This is a genomic window from Streptomyces kurssanovii (assembly GCF_040677245.1).
GTDB lineage: Bacteria > Actinomycetota > Actinomycetes > Streptomycetales > Streptomycetaceae > Streptomyces > Streptomyces kurssanovii.
This window is the reverse complement of the sequence record NZ_JBFAQK010000002.1, coordinates 322395-342530: the sequence shown is the minus strand read 5'-3', so window position 1 is coordinate 342530 and position 20136 is coordinate 322395. Positions and strand designations below refer to the sequence as shown.

The following is a 20136-nucleotide window of genomic DNA, read 5'->3' as shown; positions in this document are numbered from 1 at the left end:
GATCATCGCAGCCGCCTCACGACGCTACGACCCGAAGGCCCTGTCCCGTCTCCCGTGTCCCGTCCGGGACCCTGTGGGGTCCTACGGCTGTCGGACGACTCGGCCGAGCGCCCGGATCAGGGCGTCCGCGCCGCGTTCCGCCTTGCTGCGCGGACAGCCGACGTTCAGCCGGACGAAGCCTTCGCACCCGTACACCCCTCCCGGCATGATCGCGACCTTCTCCCGTTCCACGAGCTCACGCTGGAGCACCGCGTCCGCGGTCCGGGAGCCGATGCCGAGCGGGCGGAGGTCGATCCAGGCGAGGTACCCGGCCTGCGGCGGTTCCCAGCCGAGCTGCGGGAACGCCGCGCCGAGCCGGTCGGCAAGCATCCGGAGGTTGCCGGCCACATAGGCGTTGAGGTCGTCCAGCCACGGTCCGCCCCGGCGGTAGGCGGCGATGTGCGCGGTCAGCGACAGCACGGCGGGCGACGCGAGGCCCTCGCCGGTCTCCATCCGGCGCACGAACACGGCGTGGTCGGCGGGGTCGCCGATGATGCCGTACGAACCGCTCAGGGCCGGGAAGTTGAACGCCTTGGTACCGGAGGTGATCAGGGCCCAGCGGCCGGTGCCGTAGCGGGTCCAGGGGAGATGCACCCCGTCGCGTACGAAGTCGGCGTGGATCTCGTCGCTGACGACCGCGACGCCGTGCCGTGCGGCGAGCTCGGCGGTCCGGGTGAGCTCGTCGTGCGTCCACACCCTGCCGGTGGGGTTGTGGGGCGAGCACAGCACCAGGACCCTGCTGTCGGGCCGGGCGAGCTGCCGTTCCAGAGCCTCGCCGTCCCCGACGGGCACTCCGCGCAGATCACGTCCCAGACCGGTGATCGCCTTGATGAAACCGTCGTACGTGGGGGTGTGGACGACCACGCCGTCGCCCGGGCCGGTCCACATCCGCAACAACTGGGAAAGCTGGTTGAGCACGGAGGGCGCGTACACGACGCGGTCGGTGTCGATGTCCGTGCCGTACCGGACGGCGAACCAGTGGCGGATCGCGGACAGGAATTCCTCGTTCCGCCAGTCGGTGTAGCCGAAGACTCCGTGCGCGATCCGGTCACGGAGGGCGTCGAGGACCACGGGAGGAGACGCGAAGTCCATGTCGGAGATGGTGAAAGGCAGCAGGCCGTCGGTCCCGAACCGGTCGGCGACACCGTCCCACTGCACGCTCCAGGTGCCCCGCCGGTCGACGACCGCGTCGAAGTCGAAGCTCACGATTCCCCTCCCCTGTGGACACACCACGGGCCCGGCGCCCGCGAGGGGGTACCGGGCCCGTGGTGAGGCGGCTACTTACTTGATCTTGGTGCCGGTGGAGCGCAGGGCCGCGCACGCCTCCGTGACACGGGTGGCCATGCCGGCCTCGGCCAGCTTGCCCCAGGTGCGCGGGTCATAGGTCTTCTTGGAGCCGACCTCGCCGTCGACCTTGAGGACGCCGTCGTAGTTCTTGAACATGTGGTCCGCGACCGGACGCGTGAAGGCGTACTGGGTGTCGGTGTCGAGGTTCATCTTCACGACGCCGTTCTCCAGGGCCGTGGCGATCTCCTCGGCGGTCGAGCCGGAGCCACCGTGGAAGACGAAGTCGAACGGGTCGGCCTTGCCGTACTGGGCGGAGACACCCGCCTGGAGGTCCTTCAGCAGCTCGGGGCGGAGGACGACGTTGCCCGGCTTGTAGACGCCGTGCACATTGCCGAAGGACGCGGCCAGCAGGTAGCGGCCCTTCTCACCCAGGCCCAGGGCCTCGGCGGTACGCAGCGCGTCGTCGACGGTGGTGTAGAGCTCGTCGTTGATCTCGTGCGTGACACCGTCCTCCTCACCGCCGGTCGGGGTGATCTCGACCTCGAGGATGATCTTCGCGGCGGCGGCCTGCGCCAGCAGCTCCTGGCCGATGGCCAGGTTGTCGGCGAGGGTCTCGGCCGAGCCGTCCCACATGTGGGACTGGAACAGCGGGTTGCGTCCGGCCTTCACGCGCTCGGCGGAGATGTCGAGCAGCGGACGTACGTAGCCGTCCAGCTTGTCCTTCGGGCAGTGGTCGGTGTGCAGCGCGACGGTGATGTCGTACTTGGCGGCGACGATGTGCGCGAACTCGGCCAGGGCGACGGCGCCGGTGACCATGTCCTTGCTGTACTGGCCACCCAGGAACTCGGCACCGCCGGTGGAAATCTGGATGATGCCGTCGCTCTCGGCCTCCGCGAAGCCACGCAGTGCGGCGTGCAGGGTCTGGGACGAGGTCACGTTGATGGCGGGGTAGGCGAACTTGCCTGCCTTCGCCCGGTCAAGCATCTCGTTGTAGACCTCGGGAGTCGCGATGGGCATATGTCCGCTCCTTGTGATGTGCGGGTATGTGGTACGGGGGGCCGGGGTGCGTCCCCGGTGAACCCAGTGCCCTGACCTTGGGCGACGTCATCGTCGCGGCCTATCTTTCCAGACTCCCGCCCTGGGTCCACCATGCCTGCCCCGCCTGCATGGCGAAGGGGCGTGCTGTTTCACGTGAAACAGCACGCCCCTCGGAATCTCCGCAGCTCAAGCCATGATCAGGCGAGACCGAGCTCATCGAGCGAATACGCGTTGATGTACTTCAGGCCCGCCTCGGCGATCTTGGGCGCGGCGCCGCGCTCCACGATCACGGCCACCGCGACGACCTCACCGCCGGCCTCCCTGACCGCCTCCACGGCGGTCAGCGGGGAGCCGCCGGTGGTCGACACGTCCTCCACGACCAGGCAGCGCCGGCCCTTCACGTCCGTGCCCTCGATCCGGCGCTGCATGCCGTGCGCCTTGCCCGCCTTGCGGACGACGAACGCGTCCAGCCGCTTACCGCGCGCGGCGGAGGCGTGCAGCATCGACGTGGCCACCGGGTCGGCGCCCAGCGTCAGCCCGCCCACACAGTCGTAGTCCAGGCCGGCGGTGGCGTCGAGCATCACCTGACCGACCATCGGCGCGGCCTCGCCGTCCAGCGTGATCCGGCGCAGATCGATGTACCAGTCGGCCTCGATGCCCGAGGAGAGGGTCACCTTGCCGTGCACCACGGCCTTGTCCTTGATCTGCTGGAGCAGCTCAGCACGCACGTCAGTCATGGGGCTCAGCTTAAGCGCGTCGGTCCCCCGGCTCAGAGCCGCCGCCAGCTCCAGGTCGTCGCGATCTCCAGTGGCTCGATCGGGGTGACGAGCTGCGGATGGGTGTTGAGGCCGTTCGGCGGGCCGGACTGCGGCTCGACACAGACCGCCTCGGCCTGCTCGTCGTAGACCACGACCCACTGGGCCGGGCTGCGGACGATCAGCTCCAGCCGGCCCGGCCAGGTCAGCGTGACGTCGACCCCGTCGGGCATACCGAAGCAGTCGTCCCAGGGGCCCGGGAGCGGCGTGATGCGCTTGCCGGTCGGCAAGTGGTCCTCCCCGCGCTCCTCCTGCCACTCGGGCGTGAAGCCGATCCGTACGTCCTCGCCCCCGTCCCCGAGGTCACGCAGGAACCAGGGGTGCCAGCCCGCCTGCGCGGCGAACGACGTCCCGTACGTCTCCACGCCCATCCTGATGGTGACGGAGTCGTCCGCCAGCTCGAACGTCTGCGTGACCCGCCCGGTGTACGGCCACGGGTCGGCGAGGTCGTACGTGAAGGCCGCCTCGCTCGCGCCCGCCCGCGCGGTACGCCACACGGTGTCCCGGCCGGTGCCGTGAATGGCGTGCGGCGGGGCGTTGAGCGGCAGTTGGTGCGGTACTCCACCGTTGCTGAACTGCCCGTCCCGCGTGCGTCCGCACCACGGCACCATCGGGAAAGAGCCGTACCGCTCGCCCTGTCGCAGCACCTCGGTGCCGCCGATGCGCAGGCTTCCGATACGGCAGCCGTTTTCCGGATGCACGGTCAACTCGACGTCACCGGCGGCCAGCCGGATGCTCTGTTCGCTACTCACACCCCGACATTACGGCGTGTCACCTACGGCGGCGCAGCGCCCTGCCGACCACGACCGCCGATGCCAGTGCGAGGGCCGCGGCGGGTGCCAGCCACCGCAGGGTGGCCCCCGCGGAGGAGGCGTCGGGAGCCGGGGTGGGCGCGTAGCGGCCACGCGGCGGGGCGTGGTCGACCTCCTCGGCGCTGCGGCCGATCATGGTGCGCCGTGCGTGGGCGGCCTCGGCGGGCACCGCGCCCGGCAGACCGGACAGATCGTCGAGATCGTCGACGGCGTCGACGCCGTCGAGGTCGTCCACACCGTCGAGGTCGTCCCCGGCGACCAGGTCGTCCGCGCCGTCGACCTCGTCGAGGTCCCCGAACTCTTCGTCGGCGTCGGCGCCGAGCGACGGCGGAGGTACGGGTGCGTCGAAGACCGAGCCGGCGGCGTCGGGCGCGTCGTCCGCACCGGCCGCGTCGTGGGCGTCCCGCCCGGCGTCGGCCGCCGGGCCGCCGGTTCCGTCGGCCGTCCCACCGGCTGCTTCCTGAGGTTCCGGGGCCGGAGCGGCACCGTCACCCGCGCCTTCCGCGCGATCCCCGGGCTGCGGGTCCTCGAAGGCGGCCGCGGCCAGCGCTTCCGCGAAACGGTCGAGAAGCCGGTGGGCCGCCGACACCTTCGCACCGGCCGCGAGATCGGCCAACCGGCCCTCGGCGCGCGCGGAGCCGCTGAACGTCACCGTCGTGCCGCCGTCGGTCGGCGCGGGACGGATCGTCAGCGTCACCTTCACCGAGCCGCCGCCGCGTGCCTCCGCGCCCTCGCCCTCGACGGCGAAGGCGCCGCCCCGCTCGTCGTCCTGCTCCGTGATGTGCAGCGCGCCGCGGTAGGTGATGGTGTGGCCGGCGACTCTGACCTTGAGCCGTCCCGACAGGGGGCCCGCCGACTCGTCTGCGTCCTGCTGGAGCCCAGGGACGCACCGGGCGACCCGGGCGGGGTCCCGCAGCGCACGTCGGAGGGTCTCAGCCGGTACCGGAACGAACACCTCATGCTCCATGGAAGCCGAGCCTACTCAGCACGGCCCGCCACGTCTGCCTTTCCCGCGCGCGCCCGTCACGTCCGCGTCTTCGCCGGCCCGGCCGGCGGCCGCCCCGTGCCCGGGCCGCGGCCGTGGCGGTGGCCGTCAGCGCGTGTAGCGCGGGTGGACCAGCGTCGAGGGCACCAGACCTGTCAGCCGGGTCCGCTCGGCGGCGAACGTATCCTGCGTGAGCGTGTCCTCGACCTCCGAGCGCAGCAGCGGCGCGTCCGCGCCGATCCCGAGCCGGGGTGCGCTGCCCTCGGCCGCGATCAGCAGTCCCCAGTCCGTGGCGGCTTCCGCTCCCGCCCTGAACCTCGCCGGACCGCCCGCCGCACCGGTCTCCGCCCCGCGGACGCGGTAGGCGGTGGTGCCGAAACCGGCCGCCCGCAAGGTCGTGTCGACCGTCCAGTACGTACGGGGCCGCGAGGTCGGGCCCGCGTGGACCACGAGCCGCCCGCCGTCCGCCAGGACCCGCCGGGCCAGCCAGTAGAACTCCAGCGAGTAGAGCTTGGTGCTCGCGGTGATACCCGGGTCGGGCAGATCGGAGACGATCACGTCGTACGCGCCCTCGTGCTCACGCAGCCAGGAGAAGGCGTCCGCCGTGACGACCCGCGTCCGTGGGTCGTCGTACGCGTGGTCGTTCAGATCGGTGAGCGCCGGATCGCTGCGGGCCAGCTCGACGACCCCCGGGTCGAGTTCGACGACGGTCAGCGCCCGCACATCGGCGTACCGCAGCACCTCGCGCGCCGCCAGCCCGTCGCCGCCGCCGAGGATGAGCACCCTGTCGTGCGGACCGCGCATGGCGGGGTGGACGAGCGCTTCGTGGTAGCGGTGCTCGTCCTTGCCCCGCACCTTCAGCCGGCCGTTCAGGAAGAGGTCCGGCGGCCGGGAAGGCCCGCCGGTGACCACCACCTCCTGGACCCCGGTGCGCACCGCCACCCGCACATCGGCGCCGTAGACCGCCCTGCGGGCCGCCCGCTCGAAGTCGTCGACCATCACGGTGGCGCCCGCGAGCACCGCCAGCACCAGGACGTTGACGGTGAGCAGTCTGGTCCGCCAGCGCGGTGTGAGGTCACGGCGGAACAGCCACAGCACCACCGCCCCGCCGGCCACGGCGTTGACCGCTCCCGTCACCAGCGCCCCGGTGAGTTCACCGAGCCACGGCAGCAGCAGGAAGGGGAACGCCAGCCCGCCGACGAGCGCCCCCACGTAGTCCGCGGCGAACAGATCGGCGACGGTGCCCTCCGCGTCGCGCCGGGAGATGCGCTGGATCAGCGACATCAGCAGCGGCAGCTCCGCGCCGATCAGGATGCCGATGGTCAGGCTGAAGACCACCAGCGGCACCCCGGATCCACCGAACCAGGCGAAGGACGCGTAGAGCACCATGGCCGAACTGCCGCCGACCAGCGCCAGCGCCGCTTCCAGCAGCCCGAAGCCCACGGCGGCCCGGCAGCGCATCCGCTTGGCGAGGAGTGATCCGATGCCCATCGCGAACACCATCACGGACAGGACCACGGACGCCTGGGTGACCGAGTCCCCGATCAGATACGTGGCGAGCGCGACGAGTTCCAGCTCGTAGACCAGGCCGCAGGCCGCGCAGACGAAGACCGCGGCGAGCACGAGATGGCGGCCGGACTCGGGACGCACGGGCAGCACCATGTCCTGGGGCGGCGAGGTCTGCGGCCGGTCGATCATCCTCGACACGCTACGTCACGGGCGCCACACCGTTTGTCACCCACAGGTGTCGACTACGGCCCGGAAGGCTCGGGGTGGCGATCGGGGTGGCGCATGCTCCGCGCGCTCTGCGACCCCTGCGCCGCGAAGCCGACGCGCGTACGCGTGACCACGAGCCGGCCCTCCTGCGGGTACGCGTGCCAGGTGCGCCACCGCGCCTGCCCCTCGCCGCTCTGCGCCACCATCGCGGTGAAGGCGTGGGGGGAGCCGGGGAACGTGCCGGCGAGACCGTGGGGGTGGTCCGCGACGAGGGCCAGCAACTCCTGGGCCCGGCCCGCGAACGAGCGGTGGGAGAGCGTCTCGACACGGGCCGCGAACTCGTACTCCCAATCGCCGAGCCGCTTCGCCACCCCGAGGGGCAGCGGCGTGCTGCTGCCGGGGATGCAGGCGACGGTCTCCGAACAGGTGCCCCGTTCCTCCTCGAGCAGCACCTGGTGGGAAGCACCCAGCAGCCTCAACTGCAGTTTGCAGCCTGACAGTTCGAGGTCCAGGACGGCCAGGGCGGGGAGCGGCTCCCGGCCGAGCGCCCAGGCGAGGTCGTCGGCACGGGTGTCGGTGTAGGCGGTATCGATGGTCGTGAGCATGGGTCGGCTCCGCAAGCGCGCTTCGGCGGGTGGACGCGTGGACCTGGCACTCCGGAAGGGTGCGCAAGACGTGTGGGGGGTGGCCTGCTTCGGTCCACGTGAGGTCCGAGGGCTGGATGGATCCAACAGGTTCCGACAGTGAGAAAATCACGAAGTGGACTTCGCCCACAGCGTTTTTACCCAACTTGGCGCGGTTTCCATCCCCTCGGGGGCCCATAGGTTCAACTGTTCAACGGAAAACGAGCAGGTGAAGTCAACACATCCGCCGGACTTTCTGCCAACAGGGAGGCGCCCGGCGGGTGTTGGCGTCCCCCGCCCACCCGCCGGGCATCTTCACCGCGCGGACCAGCTGCCCCGTGTCAGCTGCCTCCGCCGCATCCGCCCCCGCCCCCGCCGCATGACGAGCTGCTGCTGCATGACGAGCCGCTGCTGCCGCCGCACGACGATCCGGAGCCTCCACCGTCTCCGCCGCCCCACCACGCTCCACCGCCGCCCGCGGCGCCACTGCCGGTGCGACGACGGTTCCCGCGGCTCCTGCCGGAAGCCGCCACCGCGACGAACACGATCACCACCAGAGCGAACAGCACGATCCCGAGAAACATCATGATTTCTCCCCGTCCTTCTCGTTCCCCCGAAGCGAGACCTCGCGACGCTGCGTGACCGCTTCTCCCGCACCCGCTGGACGCTCACCCGCGGGACGCTTACCTGCGTGGCAATGGGATGCCCTCGGCCACTCGGAGCCAAAGCAGACTTGAGCAACTCCAGAGGTTCCGCGCAGGATGACCGCCATGACGACGCACAGGACAGCAGGCGAAGAAGGCCCCCGGCCGCTGCTCAACCGCAGGCTGGCGGAGTTCGGCACCACGATCTTCGCGGAGATGTCGGCGCTGGCCCTGCGCACCGGCTCGATCAATCTCGGCCAGGGCTTCCCCGACACCGACGGCCCCGAGGAGATCACGGAGGCGGCGGTACGGGCCCTGCGTGACGGCAGGGGCAACCAGTACCCGCCCGGTCCGGGCGTCCCCGAGCTGCGCATCGCGATCGCGGAGCACCAGCGGCGCTTCCACGGCCTGGCCTACGACCCGGACACGGAGGTCCTGGTCACGGCTGGCGCCACCGAGGCGATCGCGGCCGCCCTGCTCGCACTGGTGGAGCCGGGTGACGAGGTGATCGCCCTGGAGCCGTACTACGACTCGTACGCGGCGAGCATCGCCATGGCGGGCGGCGTACGGGTGCCCGTGACGCTGCGCCCGCACGAGCTCGCCTTCCGCCTCGACCTGGACGAGCTGCGTGCCGCGGTCACCGACCGCACCCGTCTGCTCCTGATCAACACGCCGCACAACCCCACCGGCACGGTCCTGACCCGCGCCGAGCTCGCGGCGATCGCCGAGCTCGCCGTCGAACGGGACCTGCTCGTGGTCACCGACGAGGTCTACGAGCACCTGGCCTTCGACGGCGAGCATGTGCCGCTGGCGTCGTTCCCGGGGATGCGCGGGCGTACCGTCACGATCTCGAGCGCCGGCAAGACGTTCTCGTTCACCGGGTGGAAGGTCGGCTGGGTCACCGCCTCCCCCGAGCTGATCTCGACGGTCCGCTCGGCGAAGCAGTTCCTGACGTACGTCTCGGCGGGCCCCTTCCAGTACGCGGTCGCCGAGGCGCTCCGCCTTCCGGACGCGTACTTCGACGGCCTCCGCGACGATCTCCGTGCCAAGCGCGATCTGCTGAGCGACGGCCTGTCCGCGGCCGGGTTCGCGGTGCACCGCCCCGCCGGGACGTACTTCGTCACCACCGACATCCGGCCGCTCGGCGAGGAGGACGGCTTCGCGTTCTGCCGTGCGCTGCCGGAGCGCTGCGGGGTGGTGGCCATCCCGAACGCGGTCTTCTACGACCACCGCGACGAAGGCGCGCCGTTCGTGCGGTTCGCGTTCTGCAAGCGGGTGGACGTCCTCGATGAGGCCGTCGCCCGGCTGAAGTCCCTGGCGCCCTGAGAAAGCGGCAGGCCCGGCGGGCCGGCGATCACAGGGATCGCGGACCTGCCGGGCCTCACGTGCGCGTGTCAGGCGTCGTCGGCCGGCTTCTCCTCCTCCGGGACGGCCAGACCGAACTGCTCCGCGAGCCACTTGTCGAACTCGATCGAGGCGCGGACCCAGCTGACCGTGGACGAGACGAAGTGCTCGAGGCTCACGCCCGTGCCGATGAGCATCTGCGCCTCACCGATGAGGCGGATCGTCGGAAGCTCGGCGCCCTCCTCCTCGTGGAGGTGGGTGTAGACCTTCGGCCACAGCGTGCGGCGGTTCCAGTCGTCGACGGCGTCGAGGATCTTGGCCTTCTCGGTCACCGCGTGCGGGCGGTCGTAGAAGGTCCGCACCGAGAAGACCTGCTGCTCGCCCTCACCGCGGAACATGAAGTACGTGCGGAAGTCCTCCCACGGCGCCGCGAGGTCACCCTCGTCGTCGACGACGTACTTCAGCTCCATCTGGTCGAGGAGCTGCTTCACCAGGTCCTGGTCGGGAACGACGGGGCCCGCCGGTCCTGCGGCCTGAGGCTTGGGCTGGCCCCCGAAATTCGGAATCGAGGACGGGTCGATGGTCACCGTGTATTTCCCTTCGTACGGATGCCGCCATCCTCTCCCATCCCCGGCGGGGGCTGGCAAGCCCCGCCACCCGCGATCCGCTGCGGGCTGACAAGATCTCCCGCCCGGGCGCCCCGCACCGCCGCTGTCCGGGTGAACGGCGGCGGACACGGACGGGGCACGGGACGGGGCGCCGCCCTCGTCCTCGTGCCCCGTCCGCCGGTAGCGGCCGTGCCGCGCGGTGTCAGGTCGCCGCGCCCACGATCAGGCCGTCCTCGAAGCGGTCCACCCGTACGGTGTCGCCGTCGTTGACCTCGCCCGCGAGGATCTCCTTCGCGAGCCGGTCCCCGATCGCCGTCTGGATCAGCCGCCGCAGCGGCCGCGCGCCGTACGCCGGGTCGTTGCCCTCCTCCGCGAGCCAGGCCAGCGCCTCTGGGGTGACCTCCAGCGTCAGCCGGCGGTCGGCCAGCCGCTTGGCCAGCCGCCCGATCTGGAGCTCTGCGATGCGCTCCAGCTCCGCCTCGGACAGGGCGGAGAAGACCACCAGGTCGTCGAGCCGGTTGAGGAACTCGGGCTTGAAGGAGGCCCGCACGACCTCCAGCACCTGCTGCTTCTTCTGCTCCTCGCTGGTCGTGGGCTCCATCAGGTACTGCGACCCGAGGTTGGAGGTCAGGATCAGGATGGTGTTGCGGAAGTCCACCGTCCGGCCCTGGCCGTCGGTGAGCCGCCCGTCGTCGAGCACCTGGAGCAGGATGTCGAAGACCTCGGGGTGGGCCTTCTCCACCTCGTCCAGCAGCACCACGCTGTAGGGGCGGCGGCGCACGGCCTCGGTGAGCTGGCCGCCCTCCTCGTAGCCGACGTAGCCGGGAGGCGCGCCGACCAGGCGGGCCACGCTGTGCTTCTCGCCGTACTCCGACATGTCGATGCGGACCATCGCCCGCTCGTCGTCGAAGAGGAAGTCCGCGAGCGCCTTCGCCAGCTCCGTCTTGCCGACACCGGTCGGACCGAGGAACAGGAAGGAGCCGGTGGGCCGGTCCGGGTCGGCGATGCCCGCCCGCGTCCGGCGCACCGCGTCCGAGACCGCCTGCACGGCCTCCGACTGGCCGATGAGCCGGCGGCCCAGCTCCTGCTCCATGCGCAGCAGCTTCTGCGTCTCGCCCTCGAGGAGGCGTCCGGCCGGGATGCCGGTCCAGGAGCCCACGACGTCGGCGATGTCGTCCGGGCCGACCTCCTCCTTGACCATCGTGTCCTTGGAGGCCTGCTCGGCCTCGGCCTGCGCCGCCTCCTCCAACTCGCGCTCCAGGCCCGGGATCTCCCCGTAGAGCAGCTTGGAGGCGGTGTCGAAGTCGCCGTCGCGCTGGGCGCGTTCCGCCTGTCCGCGCAGGTCGTCGAGGCGTTCCTTCAGCTCACCGACGCGGTTGAGGCCCTGCTTCTCCTTCTCCCAGCGGGCGGTGAGTCCACGCAGCTCCTCCTCCCGGTCGGCCAGGTCCCTGCGCAGCTTCTCCAGACGCTGCTTGGAGGCGGGGTCGGACTCGTTCTTGAGCGCCAGCTCCTCCATCCGCAACCGGTCGACGGCGCGCTGGAGTTCGTCGATCTCGACGGGCGATGAGTCGATCTCCATGCGCAGCCGCGACGCGGACTCGTCGACGAGGTCGATCGCCTTGTCGGGCAGGAACCGGGACGTGATGTACCGGTCGGAGAGTGTGGCGGCGGCGACCAGCGCGCTGTCGTTGATCTGCACCTTGTGGTGGGCCTCGTAACGGCCCTTGAGCCCGCGCAGGATCGCGATCGTGTCCTCGACCGACGGCTCGGCGACCAGCACCTGCTGGAAGCGGCGCTCGAGGGCCGGGTCCTTCTCGATCCGCTCGCGGTACTCGTCGAGCGTCGTCGCGCCGACCATCCGCAGCTCGCCGCGGGCCAGCATCGGCTTGAGCATGTTGCCCGCGTCCATGGCGGAGTCGCCGCCGGCGCCCGCGCCGACGACGGTGTGCAGCTCGTCGATGAAGGTGATGATCTGGCCGTTGCTCTCCTTGATCTCGGACAGCACGGTCTTCAGCCGCTCCTCGAACTCACCGCGGTACTTGGCGCCCGCCACCATCGCGCCGAGGTCGAGCGCGACCAGCCGCTTGTTGCGCAGCGACTCGGGCACGTCGCCCTTGACGATGCGCTGGGCGAGGCCCTCGACGACGGCGGTCTTGCCGACGCCGGGTTCGCCGATGAGCACCGGGTTGTTCTTCGTGCGCCGCGACAGGACCTGCACGACGCGGCGGATCTCCTGGTCCCGGCCGATGACCGGGTCGAGCTTGCCCTCGCGGGCCGCCGCGGTGAAGTCCGTGCCGAACTTCTCCAGCGCCTTGTACTGACCCTCAGGGTCGGGTGTGGTCACCCGGCGCCCTCCCCTTGCCTTCTCGAAAGCGTCCAGCAGTTCCTTGGCCCCGGCGCCCTGCCGGTCCAGCACCTCACCGGCCGCGCCGCCCTTGGCCGCGATGCCGATGAGCAGGTGCTCGGTGGACAGGTACTCGTCACCCAGCTCCTTGGCGCGCTGCGAGGCGTCGGTGATGACGGCGAGCAGTTCGCGGTTGGGCTGCGGCGGGGCGACCGTGGACCCGGTCACGCTCGGCAGTGACGCGAGGACGCGTTCCGCCCCGGAGCGTACGGCGGCCTGGTCCGCGTCGACGGCGGCCAGCAGATCGGTGATGTTCTCGTTGTCCTGGCCCTCGAGCAGCGCCAGAAGCAGATGCGCCGGCGTCAGGTCCGGGTGTCCGCCGGACACTGCCCTGCTGGTGGCGGCGTTGATCGCGTCCCGGCTCTTGTTGGTCAGCTCGGCGTCCACGTGCGCATCTCCTCCTTGCCGATGGAGCGGTTACCTCAATTATGACCCAAGCAACCTGTATAAAGTTGAGTCTATTCCACTCAGGGTACTGCCCGGCAGGGCCCGGAGGTAGGTTCCCCACATGGCCATCGACCCCCGCGACCCCGGCGCGTCCTACCTCAGCTTCTGGCGTGATCACCACATGTGCACGCTGACGACACCACGGCCGGACGGCACTCCGCACGTCGTCGCGGTGGGGGTCACCTACGACCCCGAGGGCGGCTTCGCCCGGGTGATCACCAACAAGCACAGCCGCAAGGTCGCGAACGTGCTGGCCGCCGGCCCGGAAGGGGCGCGGGTCGCCGTCTGCCAGGTGGACAGAGGCCGCTGGGCGACGCTGGAGGGCGTCGCGACGATCCGCACCGAGGCGGAGGCCGTGGCGGACGCGGTGAGCCGTTACGCGGAGCGGTACGGACGCACCCCGGCTCCCAATCCGGACCGGGTGGTCATCGAGATCGCACTCACCCGCGCGATGGGCCGGGCATAGACCGGCGGGGCGCCGGACATGTTTCCGGGCAGCACAACGGCGCCATCGTGTTTCAGGTCCACGATGGCGCCGCTGTGTGGGGGAAGCACCTGAGCGATTTGAAACGACGGGGGAATCGCTCAGGCACTGCGGGGGGTGGCGGTGGTGTCCGGCTCGGCCAGCTGGTGGTCACGCTGGTCGAGATTGACAAAAATCATGCCGTACCGGATGGCACAGCGGACGGGCTGCGGAGCCCCTCGGGGCCGGCGAAGACAGCGGTAGGCACGGACATCCTCGTCCTCCTCGCGCGCGACGACGATCGGCTCACCGAACAGGGTGACCATCAACGAGTCGCCACGGTGCGGAATCGCCGTGACGAGGTCGATGAAATGCCACCCGGACCGGTAGGCCGTCGCCATCTCCCGCCGGAACACGCGATCATCCGGCGGGATGGTCATGCGCCCGCGCCCGCGTCCACGGGAGCGGTCTCCCACGTGAGTTCGTCGGCGCCCGCGATCACCGCGCCCGCCGGCTCCGACTCCCAGGTCGGCTCACCGGCGATCACCGTGCGCGCCGCCTCGGACTCCCAGGTCGGCTCACCGCTCGTCCCTAGAACACTGAACGCGGCTGCGGCAACAGCAAGTGCGCCAAGTATGCGAAGCGTCCTGTTCATGGAGGATCTCCACCCCATTCTGTCCAATACCCTCCCCCCGCGTCTAAGACGATGTCTCACACCGAATGCTTCCACCAGCGACCACAGGCATCATGTTCCTGTAATTCAGGACCCTGAGGGGGTGTCAAATGGCGTCGAACAAGGACAATGTCGGGCATAGCCACAGTGCAGGCGAACTATGCGAAGCAGGGAAGAATCTCTACGCAACGGCATTGCGTACCGGCCAGGTTTCCCGGTCAGAGGCCGAGAGCGCACCCTGCCTGCTGGATCTCGCCCTGCTGCGCCCCGATCCCGACGACGCCGGCTGGCTCCGCCCGGTCCCGCCGTCACTCGCGCTCAACCAGCTGATTCACCCCATCGAAAGGGAGATCCAGGAGCGCCGGCAGCTCGCCCTGTCCATCGTCGGCACGTTCGAGCCGTTCATGACCCTGACCGCCCAGGACCTGTCGACCAGACACGCCATCACCGTGCTCGAGGGCCTGGGCCTGATCAACGCCGCGCTGGACCGGGTCACCGCCGAGTGCGCCGAGGAACTCCTCACCGTGCAACCCGGCAGCGGACGGCGTCCGGACACCCTGGAACACGGTCTGCGCCGGGCCGAGCCGCTGCTGAAGAACGGCGTGAAGATGCGCACGCTGTACCAGCACACGGCCCGCCACCACCCCTCGACACTGGCCTATGTCGAACGGGTCAGTCCCTACGGCGTGGAGGTCCGCACGCTCGAGGAGATCATCGACCGCCTGATCATCGTCGACCGCAAGGTGGCCTTCGTCCCCGCCCGCAGCGACCGGCAGGTCGCCCTGGAACTGCGCCACGAAGGACTCGTGCGCTATCTCGTGGGCGTCTTCGAGCAGTTCTGGCTCCATGCCACACCATGGGAGGAGCAACTGTCGTACGCCCCCGAGCTCGACGGCATCACCAGCGTGCAGCGCTCCATCGCCAAACTGCTCGTCGAAGGACACGTCGACGACTCCATCGCCCGCCGCCTCGGGATGAACGTGCGCACCTGCCGCGCCCACATCGCGAAACTGAACGCCACGCTCGGGAGCGGCAGCCGCGCCCAACTCGGCTACCTGATCGCCCAGTCGGGCATCTTGGACGAGAGCCGCTGACTCCGCCCAGGCACGCAGAAGGGCCGGGAGGCACAATGCCTCCCGGCCCTTCGGGCGTCAGGGACGGCCTGGGCCGCCTCGTACGCGGGTCGTGCGACTACTCCGGCCGCTTGGGCCGCCAGACCACCAGCGCGCTCGCCTGCTGGACGTCCTGGTACGGCACGAGGTCGCGCCGGTAGGAGGCGTGTACCTGGGCCTCGCGCTGCTGCATCGCCGCCGCCGCGCCGTCGAGGGCCGACGACAGCTCCGCGACCCGCTGCTGCAGAGCCGCGACCTGGTTCTCCAGTTCGATGATGCGCTTGATGCCGGCCAGGTTGATGCCCTCGTCCTGCGACAACTGCTGCACCGTACGGAGCAGTTCGATGTCGCGGGCCGAGTAACGCCTGCCGCGGCCGGCCGTGCGGTCGGGTGAGACGAGACCCAGCCGGTCGTACTGCCGCAGGGTCTGCGGATGCAGGCCCGACAGCTGCGCGGCGACCGAGATGACGTACACCGGCGACTCGTCGGTCAGTTCGTACGGGTTGCGACTGCGCCCCGACCGGTCCATATCAAGCTCCCTTCGCGGCCTGGAACAACTCCGCCCGCGGATCCTCGTCCGCGGTGGCTTCGCGGTAGGCCTCCAGCGCTTCCCTGGCCTTGTCGCCGAGCTCGCTCGGCACGGCCACCTCGACGGTCACCAGCAGGTCGCCGCGGGTGCCGTCCTTGCGGACGGCGCCCTTGCCGCGGGCCCGCATGGTGCGCCCGGCGGGCGTGCCGGCCGGCAGCTTCAGCGTGACCGGCGGGCCGCCGAGCGTGGGCACCCTGATCTCGCCGCCGAGCGCCGCCTCCGTGAAGGAGACCGGCACCGTGACGGTCAGGTTGTCGCCCTTGCGGCCGAAGACCGGGTGCGCGTCGACGTGGACGACGACGTACAGGTCGCCGGCCGGACCGCCGCGCTCGCCGGGAGCGCCCTTGCCGCGCAGCCGGATCCGCTGCCCGTCGGAGACGCCCGCCGGGATGCGGACCTGCATGGTGCGCGACGAGCGGGCCCGTCCGCTGCCCTTGCAGACGTCGCACGGGTCCTGGGCGATGAGCCCGCGGCCCTTGCAGTCCACACACGGGTCCGTCAGCGAGAAGGAACCGCTGCCGCCGCGGGAGACCTGGCCGGTACCGACGCAGGTCGGGCACACCCGGGGCGTGCCGTTCTTGTCGCCGGTGCCGGAGCAGGCCTTGCACGCGGCCGAGCTGGACATCCGCAGCGGGACCGTGGCCCCGTCCACCGCCTCGGTGAAGCTGAGCGTCACCTCGGACTCGATGTCCTGGCCGCGGCGCGGCTGGGTGCGCGTGCCCGGGCCGGCGCCCCGGTTGAACAGGCCGCCGAACACGTCCCCCAGGCCGCCGCCGAAGCCGCCGGCCTGGCCGCCGCCGGGGGCGCCTCCGAAGAGGTCGCCCAGGTCGAAGTTGAAGGTGCCGCCGGGACCGCCGGCGCCCGGAGCGCGGAAGCCGCCGTTGCCGAACAGGGCGCGGGCGTCGTCGTACTCCTTGCGCCGTTTCGGGTCGCCGAGGATGTCGTTGGCCTCGGAGATCTCCTTGAAGCGCTCCTCGGCCTTCGCGTCACCCTTGTTGGCGTCCGGGTGGAACTCGCGGGCGAGCTTCCGGTACGCCTTCTTGATCTCGGCCTCTGTGGCGTCCTTGGGGACGCCGAGAACCTTGTAGTAGTCCTTCTCGACGAAGTCCTTCGTGCTCATCGACGTCCCTCCTTCCGGACGTTTCCTGCGTCAGCCCTCCTCGGGGCCACCGCTCTCCTCGTCGGCCGACTTCTCTTCCTTCTGTGCCGCGGGGGCCGCGCCCGGCTGGGGCTCGGCCACCGCGACCCGCGCGGGGCGGATCGTGCGCTCGCCGATGCGGTACCCCGGCTGGAGCACGGCGACGCACGTGGTCTCCGTGACATCCGGTGCGTACGAGTGCATCAGGGCCTCGTGGATGGTCGGGTCGAAGGGCTCGCCCTCCTTGCCGAACTGCTGCAGGCCCATCTTGGCGGCGGCCGTCTCGAGAGACTCGGCCACCGACTTGAACCCGCCCACCAGCTCCCCGTGCTCCCGGGCGCGGCCGATGTCGTCGAGCACGGGCAGGAGCTCGGTCAGCAGCGTCGCCGTGGCGATCTCCTTGACCGTGACCCTGTCGCGCTCCACGCGCCGACGGTAGTTCTGGTACTCGGCCTGGAGCCGCTGGAGGTCGGCGGTCCGCTCGTTGAGGGCGGTACGCGTCTGGTCCAGCTGCGCCGTCAGGCCGGCGATCTTTGCTGCGTCCCCTGCCGGGGCCGCCGGGCCCTCCTGCTCGGAGGAGGTCTCGGCGGACTCGGCGGCGTCGTCAGGTGTGGCGCCGGAGGGGACGTCGGGCTTCTCCTCGAAGCCCGGGGTCTCCTCGGTCACGCGGCACCGTCCTTCTTCGGCTTGTCCTCGTCGACGATCTCGGCGTCGACGACGTCGTCGTCGGCCTGGCCCGCACCGGCCTGGCCCTCGGCACCGGCGCCGGCACCCGCGGCTGCGCCCTCGGGCGCGGCGTTGGCGTACATGGCCTGGCCGAGCTTCTGGCTGACGGCGGCGACCTTCTCCGTGGCGGTGCGGATCTCGGCCGTGTCCTCGCCCTTGAGCTTCTCCTTCAGCTCGGTGAGGGCCGTCTCGACCTCGGTCTTCACATCGCCGGGGACCTTGTCCTCGTTGTCCTTGAGGAACTTCTCGGTCTGGTAGACGAGCTGCTCGCCCTGGTTACGGCTCTCGGCGGCCTCGCGGCGGCGGTGGTCCTCGTCCGCGTACTGCTCGGCCTCCTGGCGCATCCGGTCGACCTCGTCCTTCGGCAGCGAGGAGCCGCCGGTGACGGTCATCTTCTGCTCCTTGCCCGTGCCCAGGTCCTTCGCGGTCACGTGCATGATGCCGTTGGCGTCGATGTCGAAGGAGACCTCGATCTGCGGCACCCCGCGCGGGGCCGGCGGCAGACCGGTCAGCTCGAACATCCCGAGCTTCTTGTTGTACGCCGCGATCTCGCGCTCGCCCTGGTAGACCTGGATCTGCACGGACGGCTGGTTGTCCTCGGCCGTGGTGAAGATCTCGGACCGCTTGGTCGGGATCGTGGTGTTGCGCTCGATGAGCTTGGTCATGATGCCGCCCTTGGTCTCGATACCGAGGGACAGCGGGGTCACGTCGAGGAGCAGGACGTCCTTGACCTCACCCTTGAGGACACCGGCCTGGAGCGAGGCGCCGATGGCGACGACCTCGTCCGGGTTCACACCCTTGTTGGCGTCCTTGCCGCCGGTGAGCTCCTTGACGAGCTCGGCGACGGCGGGCATACGGGTCGAGCCGCCGACCAGGACCACGTGGTCGATCTCGGACAGCGCGATGCCGGCGTCCTTGATGACGTTGTGGAACGGGGTCTTGCAGCGCTCGAGCAGGTCGGACGTCAGCTGCTGGAACTGGGCGCGCGTGAGCTTCTCGTCCAGGTGCAGCGGGCCCTCGGCGGAGGCCGTGATGTAGGGCAGGTTGATCGACGTCTCGGTCGAGGACGACAGCTCGATCTTCGCCTTCTCCGCGGCTTCGCGGAGACGCTGGAGAGCCATCTTGTCCTTGGACAGGTCGACGCCGTGCCCGTTGGCGAACTGCTTCACCAGGTAGTCGACGACACGCTGGTCCCAGTCGTCACCGCCGAGGTGGTTGTCGCCGTTGGTGGCCTTCACCTCGACGACGCCGTCGCCGATCTCGAGCAGCGAGACGTCGAAGGTGCCGCCACCGAGGTCGAAGACGAGGATCGTCTGGTCGTCCTTGTCCAGGCCGTAGGCCAGGGCGGCCGCGGTGGGCTCGTTGACGATGCGCAGGACGTTGAGGCCCGCGATCTCACCGGCCTCCTTGGTGGCCTGACGCTCGGAGTCGTTGAAGTACGCGGGGACGGTGATCACCGCGTCGGTGACCTTCTCGCCCAGGTAGGACTCCGCGTCCCGCTTCAGCTTCTGCAGGATGAACGCGCTCATCTGCTGCGGGTTGAAGTTCTTCCCGTCGAGCTCGATCTTCCAGTCCGTGCCCATGTGGCGCTTGACGGACCTGATGGTCCGATCGACGTTGGTGACCGCCTGACGCTTGGCGACCTCGCCGACCAGCACCTCACCGTTCTTCGCGAAGGCGACGACGGACGGCGTGGTCCTGGCACCCTCGGCGTTGGTGATGACGGTGGGCTCGCCGCCCTCCAGAACGCTGACGACGGAGTTAGTCGTGCCCAGGTCGATGCCGACCGCACGTGCCATTTCGATTCCTCCAACAACTGACTTGAGTGGAACTCGCTCAAGGATGCCTCACCCGTTGGACCGAGTCAACCAACCTGAGTCGGGGCGGCTCAAGTTTTATCCGGCCCTTACGTGCAGCTCTTGCCCCACGCGCGTGGCGCACCCTGCGGCAGACGTGCCTCTGGGAGAGTCATATCCGAAAAAAGCGGTCAAGAACTGTCAATGCGGTCATTGAGCCGCCAGGCACCGACCGCCGGCCACGGACGAGAGGGGCGCTCCCCATGCCGGCAAAACGAGCCGTCGATCTGACGGGCGCCCTGCTCCTGCTGCTGGTGCTGTCGCCGGTCCTGCTGACCGCCTCCGCCGCCGTGGCGCTGACCTCGGCCGGTCCCGTACTGGAGCGCCACCGGCGCGCGGGCCTCGGCGGCCGCCCCTTCGCCATGTTCACATTCCGGACCAGCTACGCGGGCCGCGTCACAGCGGTGGGCCGGGCGCTGCGCCGCAACTTCACGGACCGGCTCCCCCAGTTGCTCAACGTGATCCGCGGCGAGATGTCCCTGGTCGGGCCGCTTCCGCTGGCCCCGGACGCCGTCCGCGACGGCCTCGGACCGGAGCGCGCCCGGCTGGCCGTGCGACCCGGAATGACGGGCCTGTGGCAGGTCGGCGGGCGCTCGGAGCTGCCCTGGGAGGAAATGACCGTCCTGGACCTGCATTATGTGGAGCAGCACTGGCTGGGACTCGACCTGGTGATCCTGGCCCGCACAGTGCCCGTGGCGGTCGCCGGACGACGCGTCGCCCATGCCGCCCCGGTGACCCCGGTCAGGGTTGCCTGAGCGACACAGATCACCGCGTGCGTGGCTACAGTGCGGCGGAATAAGTGGGTAGTCTCAGCTCG

The 20136-nt window shown here is 70.3% G+C and carries 19 protein-coding genes; 4 read left to right on the top strand and 15 right to left on the bottom strand.

Annotation, left to right across the window (positions count from 1 at the left end; translation table 11 throughout):
• Nucleotides 1–81 precede the first annotated feature (81 nt).
• The 7 genes from AB0K36_RS03640 to AB0K36_RS03610 form a co-directional block, all read right to left on the bottom strand.
• Nucleotides 82–1245: a MalY/PatB family protein gene (locus AB0K36_RS03640; protein WP_364587666.1), complete on the bottom strand. Its 1164-nt coding sequence runs from the start codon at nt 1243–1245 to the stop codon at nt 82–84.
• A 75-nt stretch (nt 1246–1320) separates the two neighbouring features.
• Entirely contained in the window at nt 1321–2343 is a 1023-nt protein-coding gene (gene fbaA / locus AB0K36_RS03635) for a class II fructose-bisphosphate aldolase (protein WP_189470801.1), read from the bottom strand.
• Nucleotides 2344–2561: 218 nt separating this feature from the next.
• Complete coding sequence (gene pyrE / locus AB0K36_RS03630) at nt 2562–3101, bottom strand: orotate phosphoribosyltransferase (RefSeq protein ID WP_364587663.1); 540 nt, start codon at nt 3099–3101, stop codon at nt 2562–2564.
• 32 nt (nt 3102–3133) lie between these two features.
• Nucleotides 3134–3931, bottom strand: coding sequence for an aldose epimerase family protein (locus AB0K36_RS03625; protein WP_364587660.1), 798 nt, complete (start codon nt 3929–3931; stop codon nt 3134–3136).
• Between the two features lie 19 nt (nt 3932–3950).
• Nucleotides 3951–4958 carry an SRPBCC family protein gene (locus AB0K36_RS03620; protein WP_364587657.1) on the bottom strand — a complete coding sequence of 336 codons (1008 nt, stop codon included), beginning with the start codon at nt 4956–4958 and terminating at the stop codon, nt 3951–3953.
• Nucleotides 4959–5084: 126 nt separating this feature from the next.
• Nucleotides 5085–6674, bottom strand: coding sequence for a polyamine aminopropyltransferase (locus AB0K36_RS03615; RefSeq protein WP_364587654.1), 1590 nt, complete (start codon nt 6672–6674; stop codon nt 5085–5087).
• Between the two features lie 53 nt (nt 6675–6727).
• A complete protein-coding gene (locus AB0K36_RS03610; RefSeq protein WP_364587652.1) occupies nt 6728–7297 on the bottom strand; it encodes a DUF2617 family protein in 570 nt (189 codons plus the stop codon).
• Nucleotides 7298–8085: 788 nt separating this feature from the next.
• Between AB0K36_RS03610 and AB0K36_RS03605 the strand changes: the two genes are divergently transcribed.
• Nucleotides 8086–9285 carry a pyridoxal phosphate-dependent aminotransferase gene (locus tag AB0K36_RS03605; protein ID WP_364587649.1) on the top strand — a complete coding sequence of 400 codons (1200 nt, stop codon included), beginning with the start codon at nt 8086–8088 and terminating at the stop codon, nt 9283–9285.
• A gap of 68 nt (nt 9286–9353) precedes the next feature.
• On the opposite strand, the gene AB0K36_RS03600 is transcribed toward AB0K36_RS03605, so the two are convergent.
• Both AB0K36_RS03600 and clpB read right to left on the bottom strand, forming a co-directional pair.
• Nucleotides 9354–9890, bottom strand: a complete 537-nt coding sequence (locus AB0K36_RS03600; protein WP_189470816.1) for a type III secretion system chaperone family protein — start codon at nt 9888–9890, stop codon at nt 9354–9356.
• A gap of 223 nt (nt 9891–10113) precedes the next feature.
• Nucleotides 10114–12702, bottom strand: coding sequence for an ATP-dependent chaperone ClpB (gene clpB / locus AB0K36_RS03595; RefSeq protein ID WP_364587646.1), 2589 nt, complete (start codon nt 12700–12702; stop codon nt 10114–10116).
• 121 nt (nt 12703–12823) lie between these two features.
• On the opposite strand from clpB, the gene AB0K36_RS03590 reads away from it, so the two are divergent.
• A complete protein-coding gene (locus AB0K36_RS03590) occupies nt 12824–13228 on the top strand; it encodes a pyridoxamine 5'-phosphate oxidase family protein (RefSeq protein WP_189470820.1) in 405 nt (134 codons plus the stop codon).
• A gap of 119 nt (nt 13229–13347) precedes the next feature.
• On the opposite strand, the gene AB0K36_RS03585 is transcribed toward AB0K36_RS03590, so the two are convergent.
• Nucleotides 13348–13665, bottom strand: coding sequence for a Rieske (2Fe-2S) protein (locus AB0K36_RS03585; protein ID WP_100108277.1), 318 nt, complete (start codon nt 13663–13665; stop codon nt 13348–13350).
• Complete coding sequence (locus tag AB0K36_RS03580) at nt 13662–13880, bottom strand: hypothetical protein (protein WP_189470822.1); 219 nt, start codon at nt 13878–13880, stop codon at nt 13662–13664. The genes AB0K36_RS03585 and AB0K36_RS03580 overlap by 4 nt, the downstream gene beginning before the upstream one ends.
• A 128-nt stretch (nt 13881–14008) precedes the next feature.
• Between AB0K36_RS03580 and AB0K36_RS03575 the strand changes: the two genes are divergently transcribed.
• Nucleotides 14009–14992: a helix-turn-helix transcriptional regulator gene (locus tag AB0K36_RS03575; protein ID WP_307707496.1), complete on the top strand. Its 984-nt coding sequence runs from the start codon at nt 14009–14011 to the stop codon at nt 14990–14992.
• 97 nt (nt 14993–15089) lie between these two features.
• Here the strand turns inward: AB0K36_RS03575 and AB0K36_RS03570 are convergent, their stop codons facing one another.
• The 4 genes from AB0K36_RS03570 to dnaK are packed head-to-tail and all read right to left on the bottom strand — an operon-like array spanning nt 15090 to nt 19262.
• The gene (locus AB0K36_RS03570) at nt 15090–15539 is read right to left on the bottom strand and encodes a heat shock protein transcriptional repressor HspR (RefSeq protein WP_005314561.1); all 450 of its coding nucleotides are present in this window, start codon (nt 15537–15539) and stop codon (nt 15090–15092) included.
• Between the two features lies 1 nt (nt 15540).
• Nucleotides 15541–16719 carry a molecular chaperone DnaJ gene (gene dnaJ, locus AB0K36_RS03565; protein ID WP_189470826.1) on the bottom strand — a complete coding sequence of 393 codons (1179 nt, stop codon included), beginning with the start codon at nt 16717–16719 and terminating at the stop codon, nt 15541–15543.
• Between the two features lie 30 nt (nt 16720–16749).
• Nucleotides 16750–17403, bottom strand: a complete 654-nt coding sequence (grpE, locus tag AB0K36_RS03560) for a nucleotide exchange factor GrpE (RefSeq protein WP_189470828.1) — start codon at nt 17401–17403, stop codon at nt 16750–16752.
• Nucleotides 17400–19262, bottom strand: a complete 1863-nt coding sequence (gene dnaK, locus AB0K36_RS03555) for a molecular chaperone DnaK (RefSeq protein WP_189470837.1) — start codon at nt 19260–19262, stop codon at nt 17400–17402. The genes grpE and dnaK overlap by 4 nt, the downstream gene beginning before the upstream one ends.
• Nucleotides 19263–19522: 260 nt before the next feature.
• Here dnaK and AB0K36_RS03550 point away from each other — a divergent pair, with 260 nt between their 5' ends.
• The gene (locus AB0K36_RS03550) at nt 19523–20074 is read left to right on the top strand and encodes a sugar transferase (RefSeq protein ID WP_364587639.1); all 552 of its coding nucleotides are present in this window, start codon (nt 19523–19525) and stop codon (nt 20072–20074) included.
• Nucleotides 20075–20136 lie beyond the last annotated feature (62 nt).